The organism is Ectobacillus sp. OTK (genome assembly GCF_059698935.1).
The window spans coordinates 2,715,913-2,734,483 of record NZ_AP048547.1 but is presented as its reverse complement, the minus strand read 5'-3'; the positions used below and the strand labels follow the sequence as shown (position 1 = coordinate 2,734,483).

Here is an 18,571-nt window from a genome sequence, read left to right as displayed (position 1 = left end):
AGAAAACGGCACCGTAGTAACCCCTATTGTATCAAGCATTTACGAGCTTCGCTGCCTTTTATAGCTCTCCCCCTACTTATAACGGATCCGAGTCAGTCCAATGCCAAAGAAAACAATAGCAAAAATAAGTAAAACTCCTGTGTATGACATAACATCTACAATAGATCCACCTTTTGCAATTAACTCTGTAAACCCTCGCATAGCCCATGTTTGCGGGACGAAATCTGCCATTCTTTGCATGAATTGCGGCTCAATTTCAAGAGGCCAATATACACCGCCAATCATACAGGTAGAAACAACAAGTAAATTACCGAGAGACGATTGTTGTTCCGCTGTTTTAACAATTCCTGCCACAAGAAGCGCCAGTCCGATAATAGCCAAAAGCATTGCCGAAACGAGGATCAGCAAACCAAGCATATCTCCCCACTGTACGCGAAAAAAACAATTTGTAAATAGCATCAACAAACCGAATTGCAGCCAGCCGAGCAGGAAGAACGAAAGAAGATACCCACTTAATACTTGCGACCTTGAAGCTGGAGCTGATAGCATCCGATACCATATCCCCGTTCTCTGCGCATCTAAGATAGCACCAGTTGCACTCATCATAACAATCATAACGAACATAATGGAAAAGCCAGACGCCCGTTCTGCCACATTACTCATTCCTGCCTGTGTTTGATTATCAATTATAGTTTCCTTCTGCAAGGAAATTGGAACTGCGGAGGCTTCCTGGTCAATCTTCCTGTACATACCTTCCCAGGGCTCCCCGCTGTGCTCGCTCCAGGAAACGGACGCTTTCACTTCTGTGTTAATCTTTTTAAGTGTATTAGCTAGGAGCTGCTTTACTACTGCTCCCGTTGTAAAATCTGGGTTATGTAAAAAAACAATCTCCGTTTTCTCCCCAGTAATGATGCGGCTCTGAAATCCTTTTGGGATCTTGATAATACCCGAAGCCTTTTTGTCTTGTACTTGGTTCTTCGCTGTAGACATGGAGGCTGTTTGAAAAGCTAGGCCCGTTTCATGCTTCAGTTGATCAGCATATGCTTGTGATAGTACGGTTTCATCTTCATCTACGAGCATTAGCTTAACCTTAATATCGCTCGAGCCGTCCAACAAATTACCGAACAGCAGCGTAAAAACAATGGGCATGCCAAACATTAGCAGATAGCTTTGAGGCTTTTGCAGCAGACGCTTTAATTCACACATACAAATCGCTAGTATTTGTCTCATCATTTTCCCCCTATCTTACCTTCAAGCGCATTGTTCCGACTGTCACTGATATAAGACCAATCGCTATCAAAACCAGTACTGCTGGCAGAAGCGAGATCCAAGTTGTTCCCCCCATAATGTCAAGAAAGCTTGTAAGCGCCCATTTATTAGGAGTTATATTCGCTATATTGCGCAGTGTCTCAGGAAAAGCATAGATCGGGAGCATCGACCCGCCAAGTAAAGATAGCAGCTGTATCCCAATACCGCCAATGATATCTGCAGTTTTTTCATTTTGGATAGTCGCAGCAATGATCATAGATAAACCAGATACACAAATACTATAAGCAATACCGACAGTTAACAACTGTCCAATATTATCCCCCCAGTTAACGCCAAATGCGTAATGGGTCGCACTAATAAAAATCAAAAACTGAACAAACGCAAACAACAGTGTCCCGAAAAATTTCCCCAATAATATAGATACAGTACGTGTTGGTGTGCTTAATAAACGGGCTAAGGTCTCTATTGACCGTTCATGCACAATCATCTTTGCTCCAACCGTTGCATTGAATAAAAGAAACATTACGCCCATGCCAGCAGCATAATACTGCTTGGAGGATACAGTCTTATTTCCGATCGTACCTTCCTTAATGGCGAAATTTGATTCCTGCTGTACCTCCTTACGAATTTTATTAGAAAAGGCGTTCATATCCATTTTTATGGTTGATGCTGGCGTTGATTGGGTCAAATCTGTTACAACCATCTGAATGGAAATGGTTGTTGTTTTCAATTCGTTAGAAAAGGCTAAGATAATATTTTCAATAATGGAGGAACGAACTGCTTTAGCAGGATCTGTAAGCAGCGTTGGTTCCTTCAAAATTCCCGCCCTAAGATCTGCACTCCACCCTGGCGGGATGATTAATCCTACATCTGCCTTGCCGCTCTTTACTAACCGCACAGCCTCCTCCTTTGAGGAAACCTCCTTTACCTGAACCACATTCTTAAAGCTGCTTCCAGCTAACACATCATTTTTCAGCATAACAGCCGCAGCATCAGAGTCGGCTTGATAATAAGCAAGCACCGTGGTTGGGAGATTTTCATTGTTCATGGTTCCACTAAGTGCGGATCCAAGAATAGCTGTTAATACAAGCGGCATGAGAATCATCATCATGAATCCGCGGCGATCACGCATCCGAATCTTAAAATCCTTCCATGCGATAAGTAAGCTTTTCATCCCTTCCTCCCCCTCAATTGCGTAGTGAGCGACCGGTTAATTGTAAAAACAATGTTTCTAGATTGGGGTCCTTTACTTCCAGAGCCAGCACCTGTAAATCGTGTTGTATTGTACAAGCGGTAATATCACTAATTGCCTGTTTACTCGCGACAAAAATATCAATAATACTCTCATCCTGCTGTATCATTAGGCGTTCCACAAATGGCAACTCTTTTAAATGGGTTAGAAATGCTTCATTCCATTTGTTGAGCTTCAGTTTAATGACGGTACCATCAACAAGACGGCTGCACAAATCTTCCTTTGTTCCAATAGCAATAAGCTTTCCGTGGTCAACAACCGCAATACGCTTACACAAATACTCAACCTCCTCCATGTAGTGGCTTGTATAGATAATCGTCATCCCTTTCTCGTTCAAGCTTTTGATCATTTCAAGGATATGATTGCGAGATTGAGGATCAATACCGACAGTTGGTTCATCCATAATCAATAGCTCAGGATCGTGCATTAAAGCTGCACCGATATTAATACGGCGCTTCATTCCTCCAGAGAAGGTTTCGATTCTGTCACGTGCCCGTTCCTGTAGTCCGACATATTGAAGAATTTCCTCTGCTTTACGTCTTGCTTCACTTCTCTTTAAACCATACATACTACCCCAAAAGATAAGATTATCCCGCGCGGACATTGTTGGATACAAAGCAATATCCTGCGGTACAATTCCAATCTTTCTCTTTGCTTCCATCGAATGTTTCTTAATAGATAGACCACCAATCCGTACCTCTCCACGATCACACGGAACAAGGCCGCAAATCATTGAAATTGTAGTAGACTTTCCAGCACCGTTCGGTCCAAGTAAACCGAACGATTCCCCCTTCTCCACTGTAAAAGAAACTCCGCGTACTACATCTTTTTTGCCGAACGATTTTGTAATGTTTTGAACATCCAGCATATAAAAACAGCTCCTTCTTTTGATCTTACTAACAGTGTATTAAAAAAGAATATTTTCCCCATCGTACCTACGATAGAATTTGCACATGAAAAAAAGCAGCTAACAAAGCTGCTTTTTTGTATCGGTATATGCCAAAAGTCATAGGAACTTTGTAATATGGTAACGAACAGCAAAAACAGCAGCTTGTGTACGATCGCGAAGCTCCAATTTGCTAATAATATTGGAAACATGATTTTTGACCGTCCCCTCCGTAATATAAAGCTCAGCAGCAATTTCACGATTGCTAAGACCCCTTCCAAGCTGTTGCAGCACCTCATATTCCCGTTCTGTCAGTTGCTCTACTGTTTTTGGAATCCCTTGATCCTGAGAATCAGGATTCTTCGTCCTTTTTAGTTCCTTTAGCACCTGCACTGTAACATCCTGAGGTAAAACGACTCCCCCAGATTGAACAGTAAGAATAGCCTGAACAATTGCCTCTGTTGGCATATCCTTTAGTAAATATCCGGCCGCTCCATTTTCCAGCGCTTCGAAAATAAGTTCGCTATCTTTAAATGTCGTAAGCATAAGTACCTTCGCTTTAGGCATATGTTCACGAAGCAGCCTTGTTCCTTCCACCCCGTTTGTACCTGGCATACGGATATCCATTAAGATAATATCAGGTTCTAGCTGTTTAGCGTGCTCAAAGGCCTCTTTTCCGTCGTTGGCAGTGCCCACGACCTCTAATTCCGACCGTAAATTCAGCAGCATTGCTAACCCATCACGTACCAGAGGCTGATCATCAACCACCATAACTTTAATCATTACCTATTCCCCCTGATCATCCATTTCTTTTCCTCTAAGGGAAACTCCACCCTTACTTGAAATCCTGTGCCTTTCTTACTTTGAAACGAAATATCACCCCCATGCTCCTCAACACGTTCTTTCATATTCACCAAACCAAAGCCAAGATGAATATGCCCCGCTCCTGTCCCGTTATCCTCAATTGAGACAATCACCTTTTGCTCCATACAGGCTAAAGCTACAACACACCGTGAGGCACCTCCATGTTTTTTTGCATTTGTCAACGACTCCTGTACAATCCGAGCAAGCGTTGGGTGAAGCGATATCGGTATGCAGGTTGGATCTCCCTTTAGCTCAAATTTTATTTCCATATTTGTCGTATTGGAAAAGTCCTCCAACAACGTCCTGAGAACAGATACAAGATGCTGGGATTCTGCCTCCTCCTCTTTTAAAGTTCGAACGGAGAGTCTTACTTCCTGCAAGGAATTTCGTGCAAGGCCATAGCATGTTTGCAGTGTTTGTTCAGCTTGTTTCGGACTATGCTTTAACAATTCTTGCGCCAGCTGAATCTGCACAAGAAGAGCTGTTATATTGTGACCGACTGTATCATGAATCTCACGGGCAATATGGTTGCGTTCACGTATAACGGTTAATGCCTCTACCTCCTTGGCATATAGGCGCAGCTGTTCATGTGCTTCTTGCAACGATATATGCGACTCATTTAATCTCTCATACTGTTGATCTACCGTTTGTCTAGCGAGCATGAGTTTACGAATGAGACTTCCAACAAGTGCTTGGAAGAACACAAACATAAAACTTATAATATTCTCCGCCGCATCTACTCCCTGAAAAAAAATATATGTATAAAGCAGAACCCCACTCCAACAGACAAAAAACCATACAGAAAAGCCGATGGTGATCACCCGTTTCTCTGTATATAAAAATAGGGTAAGAGCATGTACGCCAAATAGGATTAGATACAGTGTACCGGGGGCGAATAAAAAACCCAAGCTTGCCGCAGCGGCACTATCAACAAAGAGCAGCATAAGCAATTGCCAAGGCTTACAACGCTCCGACATAATATAAAAATGATTCAGGGTATACAGCAGCATAACCGCACCGACAAAAATCCTTGTTCCTGTTTCCTTATCTGGTATGTGTACGTAATACGTGTAGGAAATCAGCAGCAGCATAAATAATCGTGTCATCTTTAACATGGTGTCCCCTCACTTTCCCTTCCAACTCCTGCAATGCCGCGCATCCAGAAAACAGTCAAAGCCCACCAAGAACCATTTCTGCGCTTGGTGGGCTTTACGATTACATAGAACAAACATTGAATTTACTAGTATTATATACTAAATATCCTTGTTTACAACCATATATCCAGAATTTCCCCTTTATTTTTTGTTATATTCATTTGCAGCGCTTGTAATCCGTTTCCATGATCAGACTGGATTCTCTCTAAAATCTTTCTCGTCAATATTTTTTACAGCTAATGAATTAACAGGTATATGTATATTAATTGTCGTACCTTTGCCGACTTGGCTTAAAATATCTACTGTTCCCCCGTGAGATTCAATAATTTTCAAGGTAGTCATCATCCCTAACCCAGTTCCTTTATCCTTTGTTGTATAAAATGGCAGTCCGATTTTTGGGAGTAATTCTTCCGGGATTCCACAACCTTGGTCGATAACTTGGATAAATACACTATCTTTAGAATCGTTGTGCAGGTTGATTTTTATCTTTCCTCCATCAGGCATAGATTCAATGGCATTTTTTATGAGATTGATAAAGACTTGTTTAAGCTGGTTTCCAATACAATTCACAAGAGGCAGTTCATCCGAATTAACATAAATATCAATCTTATTCATGAGAGCTTGAGAACGAATAAGGATAACAACATTCTCTATCATTTCTTTTATATTCTCAAAGTGAAACTGATGGACTTGCGGTTTAGCTAGCAGGAGCAGCTCCCCTGTAATCGTTTCAATTCGAGTAATTTCATCTAACATAATTCGAAAGTAATTTTGTAAATCATCTGTAGTTGAGGTTTTCATTAATTGCAAGAAACCTTTCAGCGATGTAAGAGGGTTTCGTATTTCATGCGCAATGGAAGCGGAAAGCTCTCCAACAGCCGAAAGCTTCTCAGACCGAAGCAGTCTTTCTTCCGTTTGTTTCTGCATTGTGATATCTTTCGCAATTCCATATACACCGACAATCTCTCCATCTACTATAATTGGCATGTTTGTTACATTCACATGAACGACATGCCCATCCTTATGCAGTGCTTTTGCTTCATAATTTTGAGTTATACCGCTGGCAGCTTTTTTATAATGTTGAACGGTCCGTTCTAGATCATCTTGATTAACCAGTGGCACAAACGACAGTTGTAACAATTCTTCTTCGGTATAGCCAAACATTTTTTCTGTTTTTGAGTTCACACTTAAATAGTTTCCATTTAAATCAAAGGAATAAACAGCATCAGGGTTTTGTTCAAACAACGATTTGTAATGCTGCTCATGTTGTTTCAGCATCTTCTTTTTTTCTGTAATATCCTTAAAAAATACAGAAAGACCATTTGGTGAAGGATACGCTCGTACATCAAACCATGTATCAAGCGGTGGAAAATACGCATCAAATGTAACAGATATTTGTTCTGCGAGAGCTTTATGGTACTGTTTATAGAACTGTAAGTTAACGGCTTCCGGGAACTCTTCCCATATATTCTTGCCGATTAAATCATCACGATTACAAAACAAAAGATGACTTGCCTCTTCATTCATGTAGGTAAAGCGCCAACTTTCATCTAGCGCAAAGAAACCATCGGTGATTCTATCTAGGACCTCTATTGCGTTTACTTGCAAAATTTTCATAAGAAATCATCACCCCTACAAATATGATAGATATATGTCATATTCCATTTATTGTAAGGGAATTCCTTCTTTACAAATACTAATTAACCAACCTGAAATATTTTAGTAACAAAGCCTGCCCAAGCGCATACCGAATGCTGAGAGGGTTTTAATTCTTACTTTTACTGTTTAAAGTAAGGAAAATAAGGGATTGGGACCGTGCTTTTTATATCTGGCTTTATAACAATTTGCTTTCCATTCTTTGTTGCATTTATTTGCAAGGATAAGGAACCGCTTCCATCATAATACAGCGGTTTCTCTGCTGCATTATCCAAATAATCACCTCCTATCTTATTTTAGATATTAAAAGGAATCTTTTATACGCTATATTCTATAATTCTATTTAAAATATCATACTACCTTTTTATAAAGTAATAATATTACAGCAAATTTCAAAATTAACATGGGTAGATAGATTTTAAAAAAACTCAATATCTGGTCTAGTTTATTTAATTTTGGTGCAGTTAAATTGCTATCCAATCGTCTTGATAGAATGAATAACAATAAAAAAACCTGCCTCGTACTCATATAAAGGCAGGTTTTTTATACTTTTATGCTTTTTGTATATTTAAGTGGTCTAGTGCTAGCTTAGCATTCTCTCTCGCTTTTTCTACTGTATCAGCGGTCGACAAGGTTACAGCAACTCGGCGTCCTACCTTTGTTACTGGTTTTCCGAATACACGAACTTGTGTGTTCGGCACAGCTAATGCTTCGCCCAATCCACTAATTATGTACTCATTCAATTCATCAGTTGATTTTAACGGACGGCTCGCCCCAGGTGTTACAAGAGTAATCTCAGGAATAGGGAATCCTAAAATCGCTCGAACATGCAATGCAAACTCTGATAAATTTTGCGTAACGAGTGTAACAAGGCCTGTATCATGCGGACGCGGAGACACTTCGCTAAAATACACCTTTTCTCCGGACAGGAAGAGCTCCACGCCAAATAGTCCATAGCCTCCAAGCTCCTCTGTAATCGTTTGAGCAATTCTCTTTGCTTCTTGCACTTGCTGCTCTGTCATATGATGAGGCTGCCAGGATTCGATATAGTCTCCATCCTTTTGTATATGACCGATTGGAGCACAAAATAATGTTCCATTCACCGCGCGTACAGTAAGAAGAGTGATTTCTGAATCAAATCGGATGAACTCTTCGATAATGACTCTTCCCTTTTGCACCCGGCCTCCTTCCATAGCTATTTTCCAGCATTCCTCTAATTGTTCTTCAGAACGACATACACTTTGTCCTTTTCCTGAAGAGCTCATAAGAGGCTTAATAACGCACGGAAACCCGATTTCTTTGGCAGCCTGTACAAATTCTTCATATGTATCAGCAAATTGATATTTTGCTGTCGGAAGCTGCAGCGTTTCAGCAGCTAACCGACGAATCCCTTCACGGTCCATCGTGAGTTTAGCTGCACGTGCAGTAGGAATTACACGAAATCCTTCCTCTTCTAACTTGATTAGTTCAGATGTAGCGATAGCCTCGATTTCCGGTACAATTAAATCTGGCTGCTCCTTTTCAACAATCTCTCTAACCCGCTCTGCATCCAGCATGTCAATGACATAGCTTCGATGTGCTACCTGCATAGCCGGAGCATGCTCATATCGATCAACAGCAATCGTCTCAACACCAAGACGCTGCGCTTCAATTACAACCTCTTTCCCTAACTCACCTGATCCTAACAATAAAATCTTCTTCGATTGATACATATGATTGCTCCTTCCTTATCTCTTCATAGTTATTATAAACGAACTATCAGAAAATAAGAATAATTTTTATTCGTTTTTTCAGGTTATATATAAGGTTAGAAATTGTTTTCCTGCAAAATCATTTGATAATTAACGAACGATAAATAAAAACCTATGTATATTTACATGCATTTTGGGAATGAAACGTGATGTTATACTACCTCTAGTCTCGTATCTCTTTTATATAAAACGTGCGTTGCCGCGGCCCATCAAACTCACAAAAATAAACCCCTTGCCAGGTTCCAAGCAGAAGCTTCCCATTTGTGACAATCACATGCTGTGACGCACCAACTGTACTCGCCTTCATATGCGCCGCTGTATTTCCTTCTGCATGGCAATCTAGCGAATGATGCCACGGATACACTTCATCAAAGCGGCGGATCATATCTCGTTTCACATCAGGATCCGCGTTCTCGTTAATTGTAATCCCCGCCGTTGTATGCGGACAATATATGATTACCGCACCTTCATTAAGATGCCGTTCAGTTATAAACGATTGAACGACATGGGTAATTTCGATCATTTCATCTCGTTTTGATGTACGCAATGTGAATTTTTTAAGCATATTTCCTTCTCCTTACATTTCTTCGCACATAGTTTTAGCATGAAAAGTCGGTTATTCCGGTTATATACCATCATTGGGAATCGATATCCCGTTTATACCTAATAAAAGCTATAAAATCACGTATTTCTTCGGGTGTTAACGGATGCTGATCAAGAGTAATGTTCTGATTAGTTGATTTTAACAGTGACGTAAGTTCTAACTGAACTATGTTATGATCGGATCGAGCTAGGATATAGTCCACCGTTGTATTAAATAAATCCGCCATTTGACATAAAGCATGTAGCGGCGGTTCCCTATATCCAGACTCATAACCGGCATACGTGCTTTTGGCAATTCCAAGACGGTCCGCTGTTTCTTGCATAGACCAATTTCTGCTTTTTCTGAGATCTGCCAAACGTTTTAGCATGATTTTCCTACTTTCTACATTAATTTTTCATGATTATAACATGCAAGGGAACAATAAGAAAGATAGATGTACGCACTTTGAATACAACAGTTGCCTTTTTAGCTCTTTTAATTTTATAATATTTCATACAAATACGCAAAATGCGCACAACAATATAAATAGGGGGGTTAACAATGAAGAAATTACTCTTACTTGCAACGGGAGGAACAATTGCATCTGTAGAAAGCAATGAGGGACTGGCTCCAGGAATGTCCGCTGAGGAACTGCTGTATCATTTTAAAAATACTCCTCAAACTATAGAGGTAGATTGTAAAATCCTAATGAATCGCGACAGCACAAATATGCAGCCTGAGCATTGGATTCAAATTGCACAAGCCGTTGCAGATCATTATGAGCAATACGACGGATTTGTAATTACACATGGGACGGATACGCTAGGCTACACTTCTGCTGCATTATCTTATATGCTGAAAAATTTACAAAAACCCGTTGTTATCACAGGTTCACAGGTTCCGATTAGCTTTAAGAAAACGGATGCGAAAAAGAATGTTGCAGATGCGCTTCGATTTGCGAGCGAAGACATTGGCGGTGTTTTTGTAGTATTCGACAGCCGTGTTATTCTTGGAACAAGAGCTGTAAAAATGAGAACGAAGAGCTATGATGCTTTTGAAAGCATTAATCATCCATATGTCGCATATATAAGCGGAAATGATGTTGCATACAGCTGGAAACCCGCACAAACTCAAAGCCCGTTTGCACTTGATGCTAGCCTTTGTCCCGATGTATTTTTGATGAAATTATATCCCGGAATGAAGCCGGAGGTGTTTGATTTTATCAAAAAGACGTACAAGGGCGTTATTATCGAGAGCTTTGGAAACGGGGGATTACCATTTGAAGAAAGAAGCTTACTGCCAAAAATAAAGGATTTGATAGAAGCTGGTGTTTCAATCGTAATTACAACGCAATGCTTAGAAGAAGGCGAAGATCTATACCTATATGAGGTAGGAAGAAAGGTAGCCCAATATAATGTCATCCTATCAGGAGATATGAATACAGAAGCAATTGTCACAAAGCTTATGTGGACACTTGGAAAAGCAATGGAAATAGCAGACGTGAAACAAATCATGGAGTCTCCAATCGCTTGGGATCGCTCCATCGATTCTGAAAAAGAAGAGTAAAAAAACAAAACAGGGAGCGTAGTTATACTCCCTGTTTTGTTTTTTACTGTTGCAGCTGTTTTTTGGGTACATATTCCGTTACTATGCTATTTTGATCATTCTTTTTCGTATAAATTTTATGAAGCATATAACCATATAAGGAAGCTAGTACCTGCTGAAACAACATACCAATGACAACCGGTACAGCCACAGGAGACGGGAAATACGATACAGCCAAAACAGCACCTGCACTAATATTCCTCATACCGCCAGTAAATACAAGCGTCACAGTGTCATCTCGTCCCCACTTAAAAAGACTGCTAGTTAACCAAGAAAATAAATAGCCTGATGAAGCAATACTAAACACAACAATAGCAATTAAAATGAGCTTACCATCTATATGAGATAGATGCGGAGCAATAATAGAGCTATTAATCATCACAACGGCAGCCAAGCCGATTTTAGAAAAAGGAGCTAATCTTGTTCCTAAGGTTTCTTTTATTCTGCCCGCAGTGAGCTCATTCAAAAACATCCCCAAAATAGAAGGAATCACTACCATTCCGAATAACCCTTTCATCATTCCCAAAACATCCATTACGATTTTCTCTCCGACAAACAGCGAGAGGCTGTATGGCACAATAAAAGGAGAAAGGAATGTATCAATTAAAATAATAGAAAGAGCTAGGGCTATGTTCCCTTTATAAATAGAAACCCAAATAAAGCTTGTAATTCCTGTTGGGATCATGACAGCTAAAATAAGCCCTGTAACGGTAAACATATCATTACTGAAAATAAGATGACCCAATCCCCAAGCCCAAGCAGGCATAATGATGTGTAAAATGAGAAGTGCTGTTAGCATAGGCAAAGGGTGAGAAACCGCTCGCCGAAGAGATTTAAAATTGGAGCTTAAGCTTCCAGCAAAAGTCATAAAGGCGAAAATCCACGGAACTAAATCTGAATAAGACTTAAAACTATCCGTCAACAACACCCCTGTTACTACACTGATTGGAGTAATGGCCGGCATACACTTTTCCAACTGCCGGTTTATTTTTTGCAGCATCTCCCTTTTCACTCCTATTGATTATTCTATTTGTATGTATATAAAGACTGCATGTTTTCAACTGTTGTATTATACCACAGTTATGCTAAAACATTTGAGAATATCGTGTAAGCCTTTAAACTATTTTACAAAAAAGATAACAAAGCTGTATTCATAAAATAACCTTCTGCACTAATGAAAAGCCCTGAACAATCCATACTATAAAGTGTAAGCAAAGCTTTCGGAATAGATTGGTTCCCATTTGCTTGCGACAGCTTTGAACAGGAGGTGAAATTACTCATGGCAAATAAGTATTTTCAAAAAGGAAAAATCAACCAAAATGCGGATGCGACATCTAGTTCTAAATATGAATTTTCCACAGAGACCGATCCGAAGTCATCTCTGAAAGCTGCTGGGAATACAACTAAAAAACAAAATGCTAATAAACAGCAATAGTGTAGTGTATAGTTGCAGAAAACAGCCAACATACATGTAAGAGATAAAATGTATCTTGCAACGTAACATGAAAAATCCCCGCTTTACAGTGCGGGGATTTTCAATACATATTATCCTTGCTGTTTTCCAGCATTTTTATGATTTGGTGTATCCTGATATTTTTGCTTTCCGTTATTGGTAGCTTGTGCACTAAACTCTCTGGAATACTCTGTGTTGAGATTTGCATGAATTCGATCATTCTTAGATGCTTTATCTTTTCCCATGTTTCAGCCTCCTGCGAAATATTGAAGAGAGACGGATATGGCTCCCTTCTCCTTGCTCTTCGCTCATAGTTTGACCGCAAACATGAAAATCATACTGGTTTATCTGCTTTCAACATCCACTGAAACAACTTCGTTCAATTCCTTCAAGGAGCTGTATATATCTGTTGTATATAGAGTTTCAGCAGCGAGAATAACCATTTCTAATTGCCGCTGTCCTTCCTTTATATCCTTCACTTTAACCCGTTTCACTTGAATCTGCATTTTCTTAATTTGTTTAAAAATTTCGTTTAAATCTTGACTCTCTTTTACAATCAGTTTAATAGACAAATCCTTCTGTCTTAAAGAACTAGGGCCGATTCGCTTGATAACAAACGGAAGTACATTAATTGCAAGGATAATGAGTATCATGGCCACGACCGCTTCTAAATAAAAACCTGCTCCTACGGCAATTCCTAAAGCTGAGGCCGCCCAAACCATGGAAGCAGTCGTCAAACCTGAAATTACATCATTGCTCCTCCTTAAAATAACACCTGCCCCTAAGAAACCGACACCGCTGACAATTTGTGCAGCAAGACGCATTGGATCCATATTCGTATGCCCTGGCAAAGAGTATTTCTCAACCGATTCAATCGAAACGATTGTGATCAAACAGCTTGCCACAGAAATGACCATGCTCGTCTTTACTCCAAGCGGTTTATTCTTTAACTGCCTGTCAAGACCGATGAGTAAACCAAGAAAAAGGGAAATAAATAGTTTTGCAAAAAATGGTAGAGTCATCATCAGTCCTCCTTGTCTTCGAATCACTTCTATGGTTAATTTATTCCTTATAATACCATAGAAAATGAAACGTGTGTAACAAAAGAACAAGAAATCAACCAAAAAAAGGAAGACTCCAGTTGTATTTAGCAACAGGAATCTTCTCTTTATCAGATAAGAAAGTATACCTTTTTGCGGGGGTGCTGTCTCCACAGGGAGCAGGGCAGACTGTGTCCACTCTTCTTATTTTCTAGTTTGTATCTCTTTCGCTGCTTGGTGCACAAGCTGTGTCAGTACATCCATCACCCGCTGCATCGTGCAAGATTGTAAGAGGCTGCTCTTCGCTCCAAGCTTTTTCTAATGCTGATAGAAAAACTTCACTTGATTGTGCACCAGAAATTGCATATTTTTGGTTTATTACAAAAAATGGAACACCCTGGATACCAATCGCTCTCGCTTCTTGCTCATCATTGCGTACTTCCTTTGTATACTCCTCTCCAGCTAACATCTTAGCTGCAGCATTTACATCTAAACCAATTTCTTTTGCCAAGGCTACTAATGTTTCAGGATTGCCGATATGTTCTGAATCAGTAAAATGAGCCTGTAATAGCCGTTCTGTCATTTCATGCATCTTTCCATGATGAGCTGCGAAATACATAAGACGGTGTGCATCAAACGTGTTTGTTGGAACCATTGTGTCAAAGTGAAAGGTCAATCCAATCGCTGCCGCTTGCTGCGCAACGTTATTTGTCATTGCTCGTGCTTGTTCATAGCTCATCCCGTATTTTGCAGCAAGCATTTCGTACTCATTTTGCTTACTATCACGGTCAGCATATGGATCAAGCTCAAAGCTGCGGTAGATCACCTCTACATGATTTTTATGCGGGAATTTTGCCAGTGCTTCCTCAAAACGGCGTTTTCCGATATAACAAAATGGACATACAAAATCTGACCAAATATCAACTCTCATTGTATAACCTCCATGTCAAAAAGAATCCTTACCTATCATATCATGTTCATTTCTAAAACGATATGTTCCACGCTTTAAACACCAAATAAAGAAAACTCGCCGATTGGCGAGCCGTTAGGCGAAGACAGAGGCGTAGTTGCACTGATATTTTACCCCTAAAATTTCCCACTATATCAAATTTGCTTCTAGCCGGAAATTTATACTTTCTTAAAGCACAAAAAAGCCGCGCAACATGCGCAGCTAGTATAAAAGAATTCCCTCTATTCCTCCCTCCATTTTTTCTTTCATCTATGAAAGATCGTCTACAGATCTTATTGCCTAATAAAAGATGAGTTCCCTCCTTAAATAGATTATGGTTTATTTCGATATGCTAGGCTCTGCCCTCGGGAGCGGAAAATTCCAATCACCTGGACCGAGAAAGCGTAAAGAAACCGTACCGAGCCAGACATCCCTTTCGAATGACCTCATCTTAAGTACCCTAATTGGAGTATCCTTAATCTTTTCACGAACTGCATATATGTTATTTGGCTTCTTCTTATGATCTACTCGGACAATTCTTGCAACAGTTCGTTTCACAGCTCTTTCTTTCCCTCTTCGACTTCCTTTCTCGCCCGTCTTCGGAACAATAAACAATAGCTGTTCTGTTACTTTTATCTTCTCCGGCTTTTTGCGCTTCACTTTACGCCGCACTGTCGCTGCCTTCTCTTTTTCTTTGTGCACGAGAATGTATTCATAGGCATGGTCCGTTTCTCTTCGAATGATAGAAAGCATCGGCGTTATCACGCACTCTAATTCTTCTCCTGCTGCTGTCGCATTTATTGGCGAAGGAGGTTTTAGCTTCAAAACCTGAGGGGCTGACTTCCCTTCCTTCTTAGCAACAAAGCTAGATTGCAGCAGTGCAACCGTCCCTACAAAGCTGAATTCCTGTAGTTCACCCTGCTCGTCTAACAGTACACGCAACAGCGGCTCCCTTACGGTTGCTCCATCAGCAATTTTTGCTTTTAAACCAGAAAAGCTAACAAAGATGCAAGTGTGATTTTCTTCTAGTTGCGTTCTCACCACTCCCATGCTATCCCCACCTTCTCCGGACACTTACAGGTACCTCTCACCTGTAACTACTATTTCCTCATATCATCCTGTATTCCTTCTGTTATATGCACACTTCCTCTCGTCATCTTTCTATCAATACCGAGCCCCCTCTTCTTTTATCGAACAATTACTAGTAAACTCCCTATCGAAATAATTGGATTGCCGATGTATTTTGTAAAATGATTAAAATTACTTTTAAAAAAGGATATTTCATCACATAACAATATTTAGGGGTAAAATATGCTAGAAATGTGCTAAAATAGGTTTTGGTGCGGAGGACTAAATCCTTCCGTGAGATTTTTACAGTGATAAAGGAGAGTAACAATGGAAAAAGTACTTGTTTTCGGACACAAAAACCCAGACACAGATTCAATTTGTTCCGCAATCGCTTATGCAGCATTAAAGAAAGAGCTTGGTGTGGATGCAGAGCCAATCCGTTTAGGCAGTGTAAACAACGAAACACAATTTGCTTTAGACTATTTCAAAGCAGAAGCGCCTCGTTTAGTAGAAAAGGTTGCGGCTGAAGTAAACAACGTGATCTTGGTAGACCATAACGAACGCCAGCAAAGTGCAGATGATATCGATCAAGTTCGTGTATTAGAGGTTATCGACCATCACCGTATTGCGAACTTTGAAACAAGCGACCCATTATACTACCGCGCAGAGCCTGTTGGCTGCACAGCAACAATTTTGAATAAAATGTACAAAGAGCGCGGCGTAGAAATTTCCAAACAGGTGGCAGGTCTTATGCTATCCGCTATTATTTCTGACTCTTTACTATTTAAATCTCCAACATGCACAGAGGAAGATGTAGCAGCAGCTCGCGAGCTTGCTGAAATTGCAGGTGTAGATGCAGAGAAGTATGGATTAGACATGCTAAAAGCAGGCGCTGATTTAAGCGATAAAACTGTTGAGCAATTAATTTCCCTTGATGCAAAAGAATTCCAGATGGGTAACTACAAGGTAGAAATCGCACAGGTTAACGCAGTTGACACAAATGATGTTCTTTCCAAGCAAGCAGAAATCGAAGCAGTGTTGAATCGCGTAATTGAAGAAAAAGGATTAGATTTATTCCTATTCGTCGTGACTGATATTTTAACAAACGATTCTGTTGGCTTAGCTCTTGGACGTGCAGCAAATGCAGTAGAAAAAGCATACAACGTAACACTTACAAACAATACAGCTGTCTTGAAGGGCGTTGTATCACGTAAAAAGCAAATTGTTCCTGTTTTAACAGATACATTCAGCGTGCTGTAATGTATTAAATAAAAAGGCCGCTCCGTTTATCATACATACTTGGAGCGGCTTTTTACATGTTAGGAAAAAAAGTGTAGCTACGCCTCTGTCTTCGCCTAACGGCGGGTTTTCTTTATGCTATGCACGAAAGCGTACAATAAGTTCAATAATTTCGCAGCGGCTAGCAAGCCGAATTGGCGGACCCCATGTACCAAAACCGGAAGAAACAACAACATGCATCTTATCCTTTAACATATATCCCCAGTCCAGCTCGAATATTCTGCCTGTAATCCAGTGATTAGGAGCAAACTGCCCGCGATGCGTATGACCGCATAACAGTAGATCAACACCAGCGGCAGCTGCTTTATCAAAGTGATAAGGCTGATGATCCATCATAATGATTGGCCGTGCTGCATTTAAATCTTGGAGTAACTCCTGTACACTCATTCGACCGACAGGATCCATCGTTTCGGCTGTTTTATCCTTCCTTCCTGCCAAATAAAAGGAATTATGAATAAGTACTGACTCATCCTTTAAAACGCGAATGCCAATTGCATTCATTTGCTGTACATACTCCTCTACATGACCGCCATAATAGTCATGATTACCAAGCACAGCATATACGCCAAACGGTGCTTGCAGCTGCTTCATAACCTTGGACATTTCTTTTCGCATAAATGGCTCAATTACATCGTCGATCACGTCCCCAGGAAGAAGTACTAAGTCAGGCCGCATATCGTTGACCTGTTCAACAAGTCGAGTTAAATGGCGGTTTTCTACTATATTCCCCAAATGAAGATCTGATGCAACAGCAATTCGCAGCTCCCGTAAATCTCCCGCCGGCTTATCAATCTGAATCTCATATGTGCGTACAATGGGTGACCATGCATTCCAGGATCCCCAAATCAGTAACGCAGCTAGAAGAAGCAAGACTGTGCTTGTAAGAAGCGGCATATATGCTGCCGCTTGAACACCTGCGATTCTCGAAAACCATGCAACGAGGTCTGCTAAAGGTAAAAGAATGATTGCAAACTCCATTACCGCAAAATAGTAGGAGCCAATAAGCTGCATGAGTCTTCGAATCGGCCCTGGCAGCAATTTCATTCTTCCGAACAGGTAAGAGAAGGCAATCACGAAAAATATCAGCCAGTATACAGTATAAGAGACATCAGGTAAAAAATGTGATAAAACGAGCGATCCATGCCAGCCGATGTAAACATTTACCATAAGATATATTGATAATATAAGAGTAAACATTATAATTGCTTTATACATGATTTGTATCCTTTCCATAAAAAGATGTCTGGACAGCTTTCATTACTCTTCTTAATTGAACAGCTTGCGCAGAATCTTTTGTTTTCATCCCCCGATTTCCCTATCTTTACTGAACCTGTCCACTGTACAGGAAAAATTCCCGCTAGGATAAGGAGCCCCCGGAGTAACACGTAAGAGTGCAGTTGTTCACCTCTTAGCTGTTTTCTTTGAGCTTATCTATTCCATGCACATACAACGTTACTGTGGCATATCATGCTGATAATGATATTGCTAAGGAGGTCTGCAGAAATGACCGTATCAAATAATTCATGCGATAACAATTATTCTGAAGAATTCTTGTTAGTTATTATCATTCTACTATTTGTATTATTCGCTGTATCTGAGATCTATCATTTAGTGTCTTATACCGTAACTAATGCACTTTATACTGTATCCCCTAACACGATTCGATAAAAGATCGCATTATATTATTTCTTCGTTAAAGCTTTTTATATGAGTAAGACTATATTACATTTTATACACTATAT

Annotated in this window: 19 protein-coding genes; 3 read left to right on the top strand and 16 right to left on the bottom strand. The window is 40.1% G+C overall.

Annotated features, from left to right (window positions below):
* Positions 1-72 precede the first annotated feature (72 nt).
* The 10 genes from AC6HZ4_RS13590 to AC6HZ4_RS13545 form a co-directional block, all read right to left on the bottom strand.
* A complete protein-coding gene (locus AC6HZ4_RS13590; protein ID WP_497495715.1) occupies positions 73-1,230 on the bottom strand; it encodes an ABC transporter permease in 1,158 nt (385 codons plus the stop codon).
* Positions 1,231-1,240: 10 nt separating this feature from the next.
* Positions 1,241-2,443 (bottom strand): ABC transporter permease, encoded by a 1,203-nt coding sequence (locus AC6HZ4_RS13585; protein ID WP_497495527.1) that lies wholly within the window; start codon positions 2,441-2,443, stop codon positions 1,241-1,243.
* A gap of 13 nt (positions 2,444-2,456) precedes the next feature.
* On the bottom strand, positions 2,457-3,389 hold the full coding sequence (locus tag AC6HZ4_RS13580; protein WP_497495526.1) for an ABC transporter ATP-binding protein: 933 nt from the start codon (positions 3,387-3,389) through the stop codon (positions 2,457-2,459).
* 138 nt (positions 3,390-3,527) lie between these two features.
* Positions 3,528-4,190, bottom strand: coding sequence for a response regulator (locus AC6HZ4_RS13575; RefSeq protein WP_497495525.1), 663 nt, complete (start codon positions 4,188-4,190; stop codon positions 3,528-3,530).
* Positions 4,190-5,386 carry a sensor histidine kinase gene (locus AC6HZ4_RS13570; protein ID WP_497495524.1) on the bottom strand — a complete coding sequence of 399 codons (1,197 nt, stop codon included), beginning with the start codon at positions 5,384-5,386 and terminating at the stop codon, positions 4,190-4,192. The genes AC6HZ4_RS13575 and AC6HZ4_RS13570 overlap by 1 nt, the downstream gene beginning before the upstream one ends.
* A 228-nt stretch (positions 5,387-5,614) precedes the next feature.
* Positions 5,615-7,042 (bottom strand): PAS domain S-box protein, encoded by a 1,428-nt coding sequence (locus AC6HZ4_RS13565; RefSeq protein WP_497495523.1) that lies wholly within the window; start codon positions 7,040-7,042, stop codon positions 5,615-5,617.
* A gap of 161 nt (positions 7,043-7,203) precedes the next feature.
* The gene (locus AC6HZ4_RS13560) at positions 7,204-7,356 is read right to left on the bottom strand and encodes a hypothetical protein (RefSeq protein WP_497495522.1); all 153 of its coding nucleotides are present in this window, start codon (positions 7,354-7,356) and stop codon (positions 7,204-7,206) included.
* A gap of 276 nt (positions 7,357-7,632) precedes the next feature.
* Entirely contained in the window at positions 7,633-8,793 is a 1,161-nt protein-coding gene (purT, locus tag AC6HZ4_RS13555) for a phosphoribosylglycinamide formyltransferase 2 (RefSeq protein ID WP_497495521.1), read from the bottom strand.
* A 202-nt stretch (positions 8,794-8,995) separates the two neighbouring features.
* Positions 8,996-9,397, bottom strand: coding sequence for a secondary thiamine-phosphate synthase enzyme YjbQ (locus AC6HZ4_RS13550; protein ID WP_497495520.1), 402 nt, complete (start codon positions 9,395-9,397; stop codon positions 8,996-8,998).
* Between the two features lie 70 nt (positions 9,398-9,467).
* A complete protein-coding gene (locus AC6HZ4_RS13545) occupies positions 9,468-9,803 on the bottom strand; it encodes a helix-turn-helix domain-containing protein (protein WP_497495519.1) in 336 nt (111 codons plus the stop codon).
* A 173-nt stretch (positions 9,804-9,976) separates the two neighbouring features.
* Here AC6HZ4_RS13545 and AC6HZ4_RS13540 point away from each other — a divergent pair, with 173 nt between their 5' ends.
* Positions 9,977-10,981, top strand: a complete 1,005-nt coding sequence (locus AC6HZ4_RS13540; protein ID WP_497495518.1) for an asparaginase — start codon at positions 9,977-9,979, stop codon at positions 10,979-10,981.
* A 43-nt stretch (positions 10,982-11,024) separates the two neighbouring features.
* Here AC6HZ4_RS13540 and AC6HZ4_RS13535 read toward each other — a convergent pair whose 3' ends face one another.
* Positions 11,025-12,020: a bile acid:sodium symporter family protein gene (locus AC6HZ4_RS13535; protein WP_497495517.1), complete on the bottom strand. Its 996-nt coding sequence runs from the start codon at positions 12,018-12,020 to the stop codon at positions 11,025-11,027.
* Between the two features lie 279 nt (positions 12,021-12,299).
* Here AC6HZ4_RS13535 and AC6HZ4_RS13530 point away from each other — a divergent pair, with 279 nt between their 5' ends.
* Entirely contained in the window at positions 12,300-12,455 is a 156-nt protein-coding gene (locus AC6HZ4_RS13530) for a hypothetical protein (protein ID WP_497495516.1), read from the top strand.
* A gap of 110 nt (positions 12,456-12,565) precedes the next feature.
* On the opposite strand, the gene AC6HZ4_RS13525 is transcribed toward AC6HZ4_RS13530, so the two are convergent.
* From AC6HZ4_RS13525 to AC6HZ4_RS13510, 4 genes are all read right to left on the bottom strand, one after another.
* Positions 12,566-12,718, bottom strand: coding sequence for a hypothetical protein (locus AC6HZ4_RS13525; RefSeq protein ID WP_497495515.1), 153 nt, complete (start codon positions 12,716-12,718; stop codon positions 12,566-12,568).
* Positions 12,719-12,817: 99 nt separating this feature from the next.
* The gene (locus AC6HZ4_RS13520) at positions 12,818-13,495 is read right to left on the bottom strand and encodes an MgtC/SapB family protein (protein ID WP_497495714.1); all 678 of its coding nucleotides are present in this window, start codon (positions 13,493-13,495) and stop codon (positions 12,818-12,820) included.
* A gap of 229 nt (positions 13,496-13,724) precedes the next feature.
* Complete coding sequence (locus AC6HZ4_RS13515) at positions 13,725-14,444, bottom strand: DsbA family oxidoreductase (RefSeq protein ID WP_497495514.1); 720 nt, start codon at positions 14,442-14,444, stop codon at positions 13,725-13,727.
* Positions 14,445-14,801: 357 nt separating this feature from the next.
* Positions 14,802-15,512, bottom strand: coding sequence for a hypothetical protein (locus AC6HZ4_RS13510; RefSeq protein ID WP_497495513.1), 711 nt, complete (start codon positions 15,510-15,512; stop codon positions 14,802-14,804).
* Positions 15,513-15,857: 345 nt separating this feature from the next.
* On the opposite strand from AC6HZ4_RS13510, the gene AC6HZ4_RS13505 reads away from it, so the two are divergent.
* On the top strand, positions 15,858-16,790 hold the full coding sequence (locus AC6HZ4_RS13505; protein WP_497495512.1) for a manganese-dependent inorganic pyrophosphatase: 933 nt from the start codon (positions 15,858-15,860) through the stop codon (positions 16,788-16,790).
* Positions 16,791-16,907: 117 nt separating this feature from the next.
* On the opposite strand, the gene AC6HZ4_RS13500 is transcribed toward AC6HZ4_RS13505, so the two are convergent.
* Complete coding sequence (locus AC6HZ4_RS13500; RefSeq protein WP_497495511.1) at positions 16,908-18,044, bottom strand: metallophosphoesterase; 1,137 nt, start codon at positions 18,042-18,044, stop codon at positions 16,908-16,910.
* Positions 18,045-18,571: the final 527 nt, after the last annotated feature.

Excerpts from the sequence above, each read along its gene's own strand:
- AC6HZ4_RS13590 (WP_497495715.1), bottom strand. The coding sequence starts at position 1,230 with ATGAGACAAATACTAGCGATTTGTATGTGTGAATTAAAGCGTCTGCTG.
- AC6HZ4_RS13585 (WP_497495527.1), bottom strand. The coding sequence starts at position 2,443 with ATGAAAAGCTTACTTATCGCATGGAAGGATTTTAAGATTCGGATGCGT.
- AC6HZ4_RS13580 (WP_497495526.1), bottom strand. The coding sequence starts at position 3,389 with ATGCTGGATGTTCAAAACATTACAAAATCGTTCGGCAAAAAAGATGTA.
- AC6HZ4_RS13575 (WP_497495525.1), bottom strand. The coding sequence starts at position 4,190 with ATGATTAAAGTTATGGTGGTTGATGATCAGCCTCTGGTACGTGATGGG.
- AC6HZ4_RS13570 (WP_497495524.1), bottom strand. The coding sequence starts at position 5,386 with ATGTTAAAGATGACACGATTATTTATGCTGCTGCTGATTTCCTACACG.
- AC6HZ4_RS13565 (WP_497495523.1), bottom strand. The coding sequence starts at position 7,042 with ATGAAAATTTTGCAAGTAAACGCAATAGAGGTCCTAGATAGAATCACC.
- purT (WP_497495521.1), bottom strand. The coding sequence starts at position 8,793 with ATGTATCAATCGAAGAAGATTTTATTGTTAGGATCAGGTGAGTTAGGG.
- AC6HZ4_RS13550 (WP_497495520.1), bottom strand. The coding sequence starts at position 9,397 with ATGCTTAAAAAATTCACATTGCGTACATCAAAACGAGATGAAATGATC.
- AC6HZ4_RS13545 (WP_497495519.1), bottom strand. The coding sequence starts at position 9,803 with ATGCTAAAACGTTTGGCAGATCTCAGAAAAAGCAGAAATTGGTCTATG.
- AC6HZ4_RS13540 (WP_497495518.1), top strand. The coding sequence starts at position 9,977 with ATGAAGAAATTACTCTTACTTGCAACGGGAGGAACAATTGCATCTGTA.
- AC6HZ4_RS13535 (WP_497495517.1), bottom strand. The coding sequence starts at position 12,020 with ATGCTGCAAAAAATAAACCGGCAGTTGGAAAAGTGTATGCCGGCCATT.
- AC6HZ4_RS13530 (WP_497495516.1), top strand. The coding sequence starts at position 12,300 with ATGGCAAATAAGTATTTTCAAAAAGGAAAAATCAACCAAAATGCGGAT.
- AC6HZ4_RS13525 (WP_497495515.1), bottom strand. The coding sequence starts at position 12,718 with ATGGGAAAAGATAAAGCATCTAAGAATGATCGAATTCATGCAAATCTC.
- AC6HZ4_RS13520 (WP_497495714.1), bottom strand. The coding sequence starts at position 13,495 with ATGACTCTACCATTTTTTGCAAAACTATTTATTTCCCTTTTTCTTGGT.
- AC6HZ4_RS13515 (WP_497495514.1), bottom strand. The coding sequence starts at position 14,444 with ATGAGAGTTGATATTTGGTCAGATTTTGTATGTCCATTTTGTTATATC.
- AC6HZ4_RS13510 (WP_497495513.1), bottom strand. The coding sequence starts at position 15,512 with ATGGGAGTGGTGAGAACGCAACTAGAAGAAAATCACACTTGCATCTTT.
- AC6HZ4_RS13505 (WP_497495512.1), top strand. The coding sequence starts at position 15,858 with ATGGAAAAAGTACTTGTTTTCGGACACAAAAACCCAGACACAGATTCA.
- AC6HZ4_RS13500 (WP_497495511.1), bottom strand. The coding sequence starts at position 18,044 with ATGTATAAAGCAATTATAATGTTTACTCTTATATTATCAATATATCTT.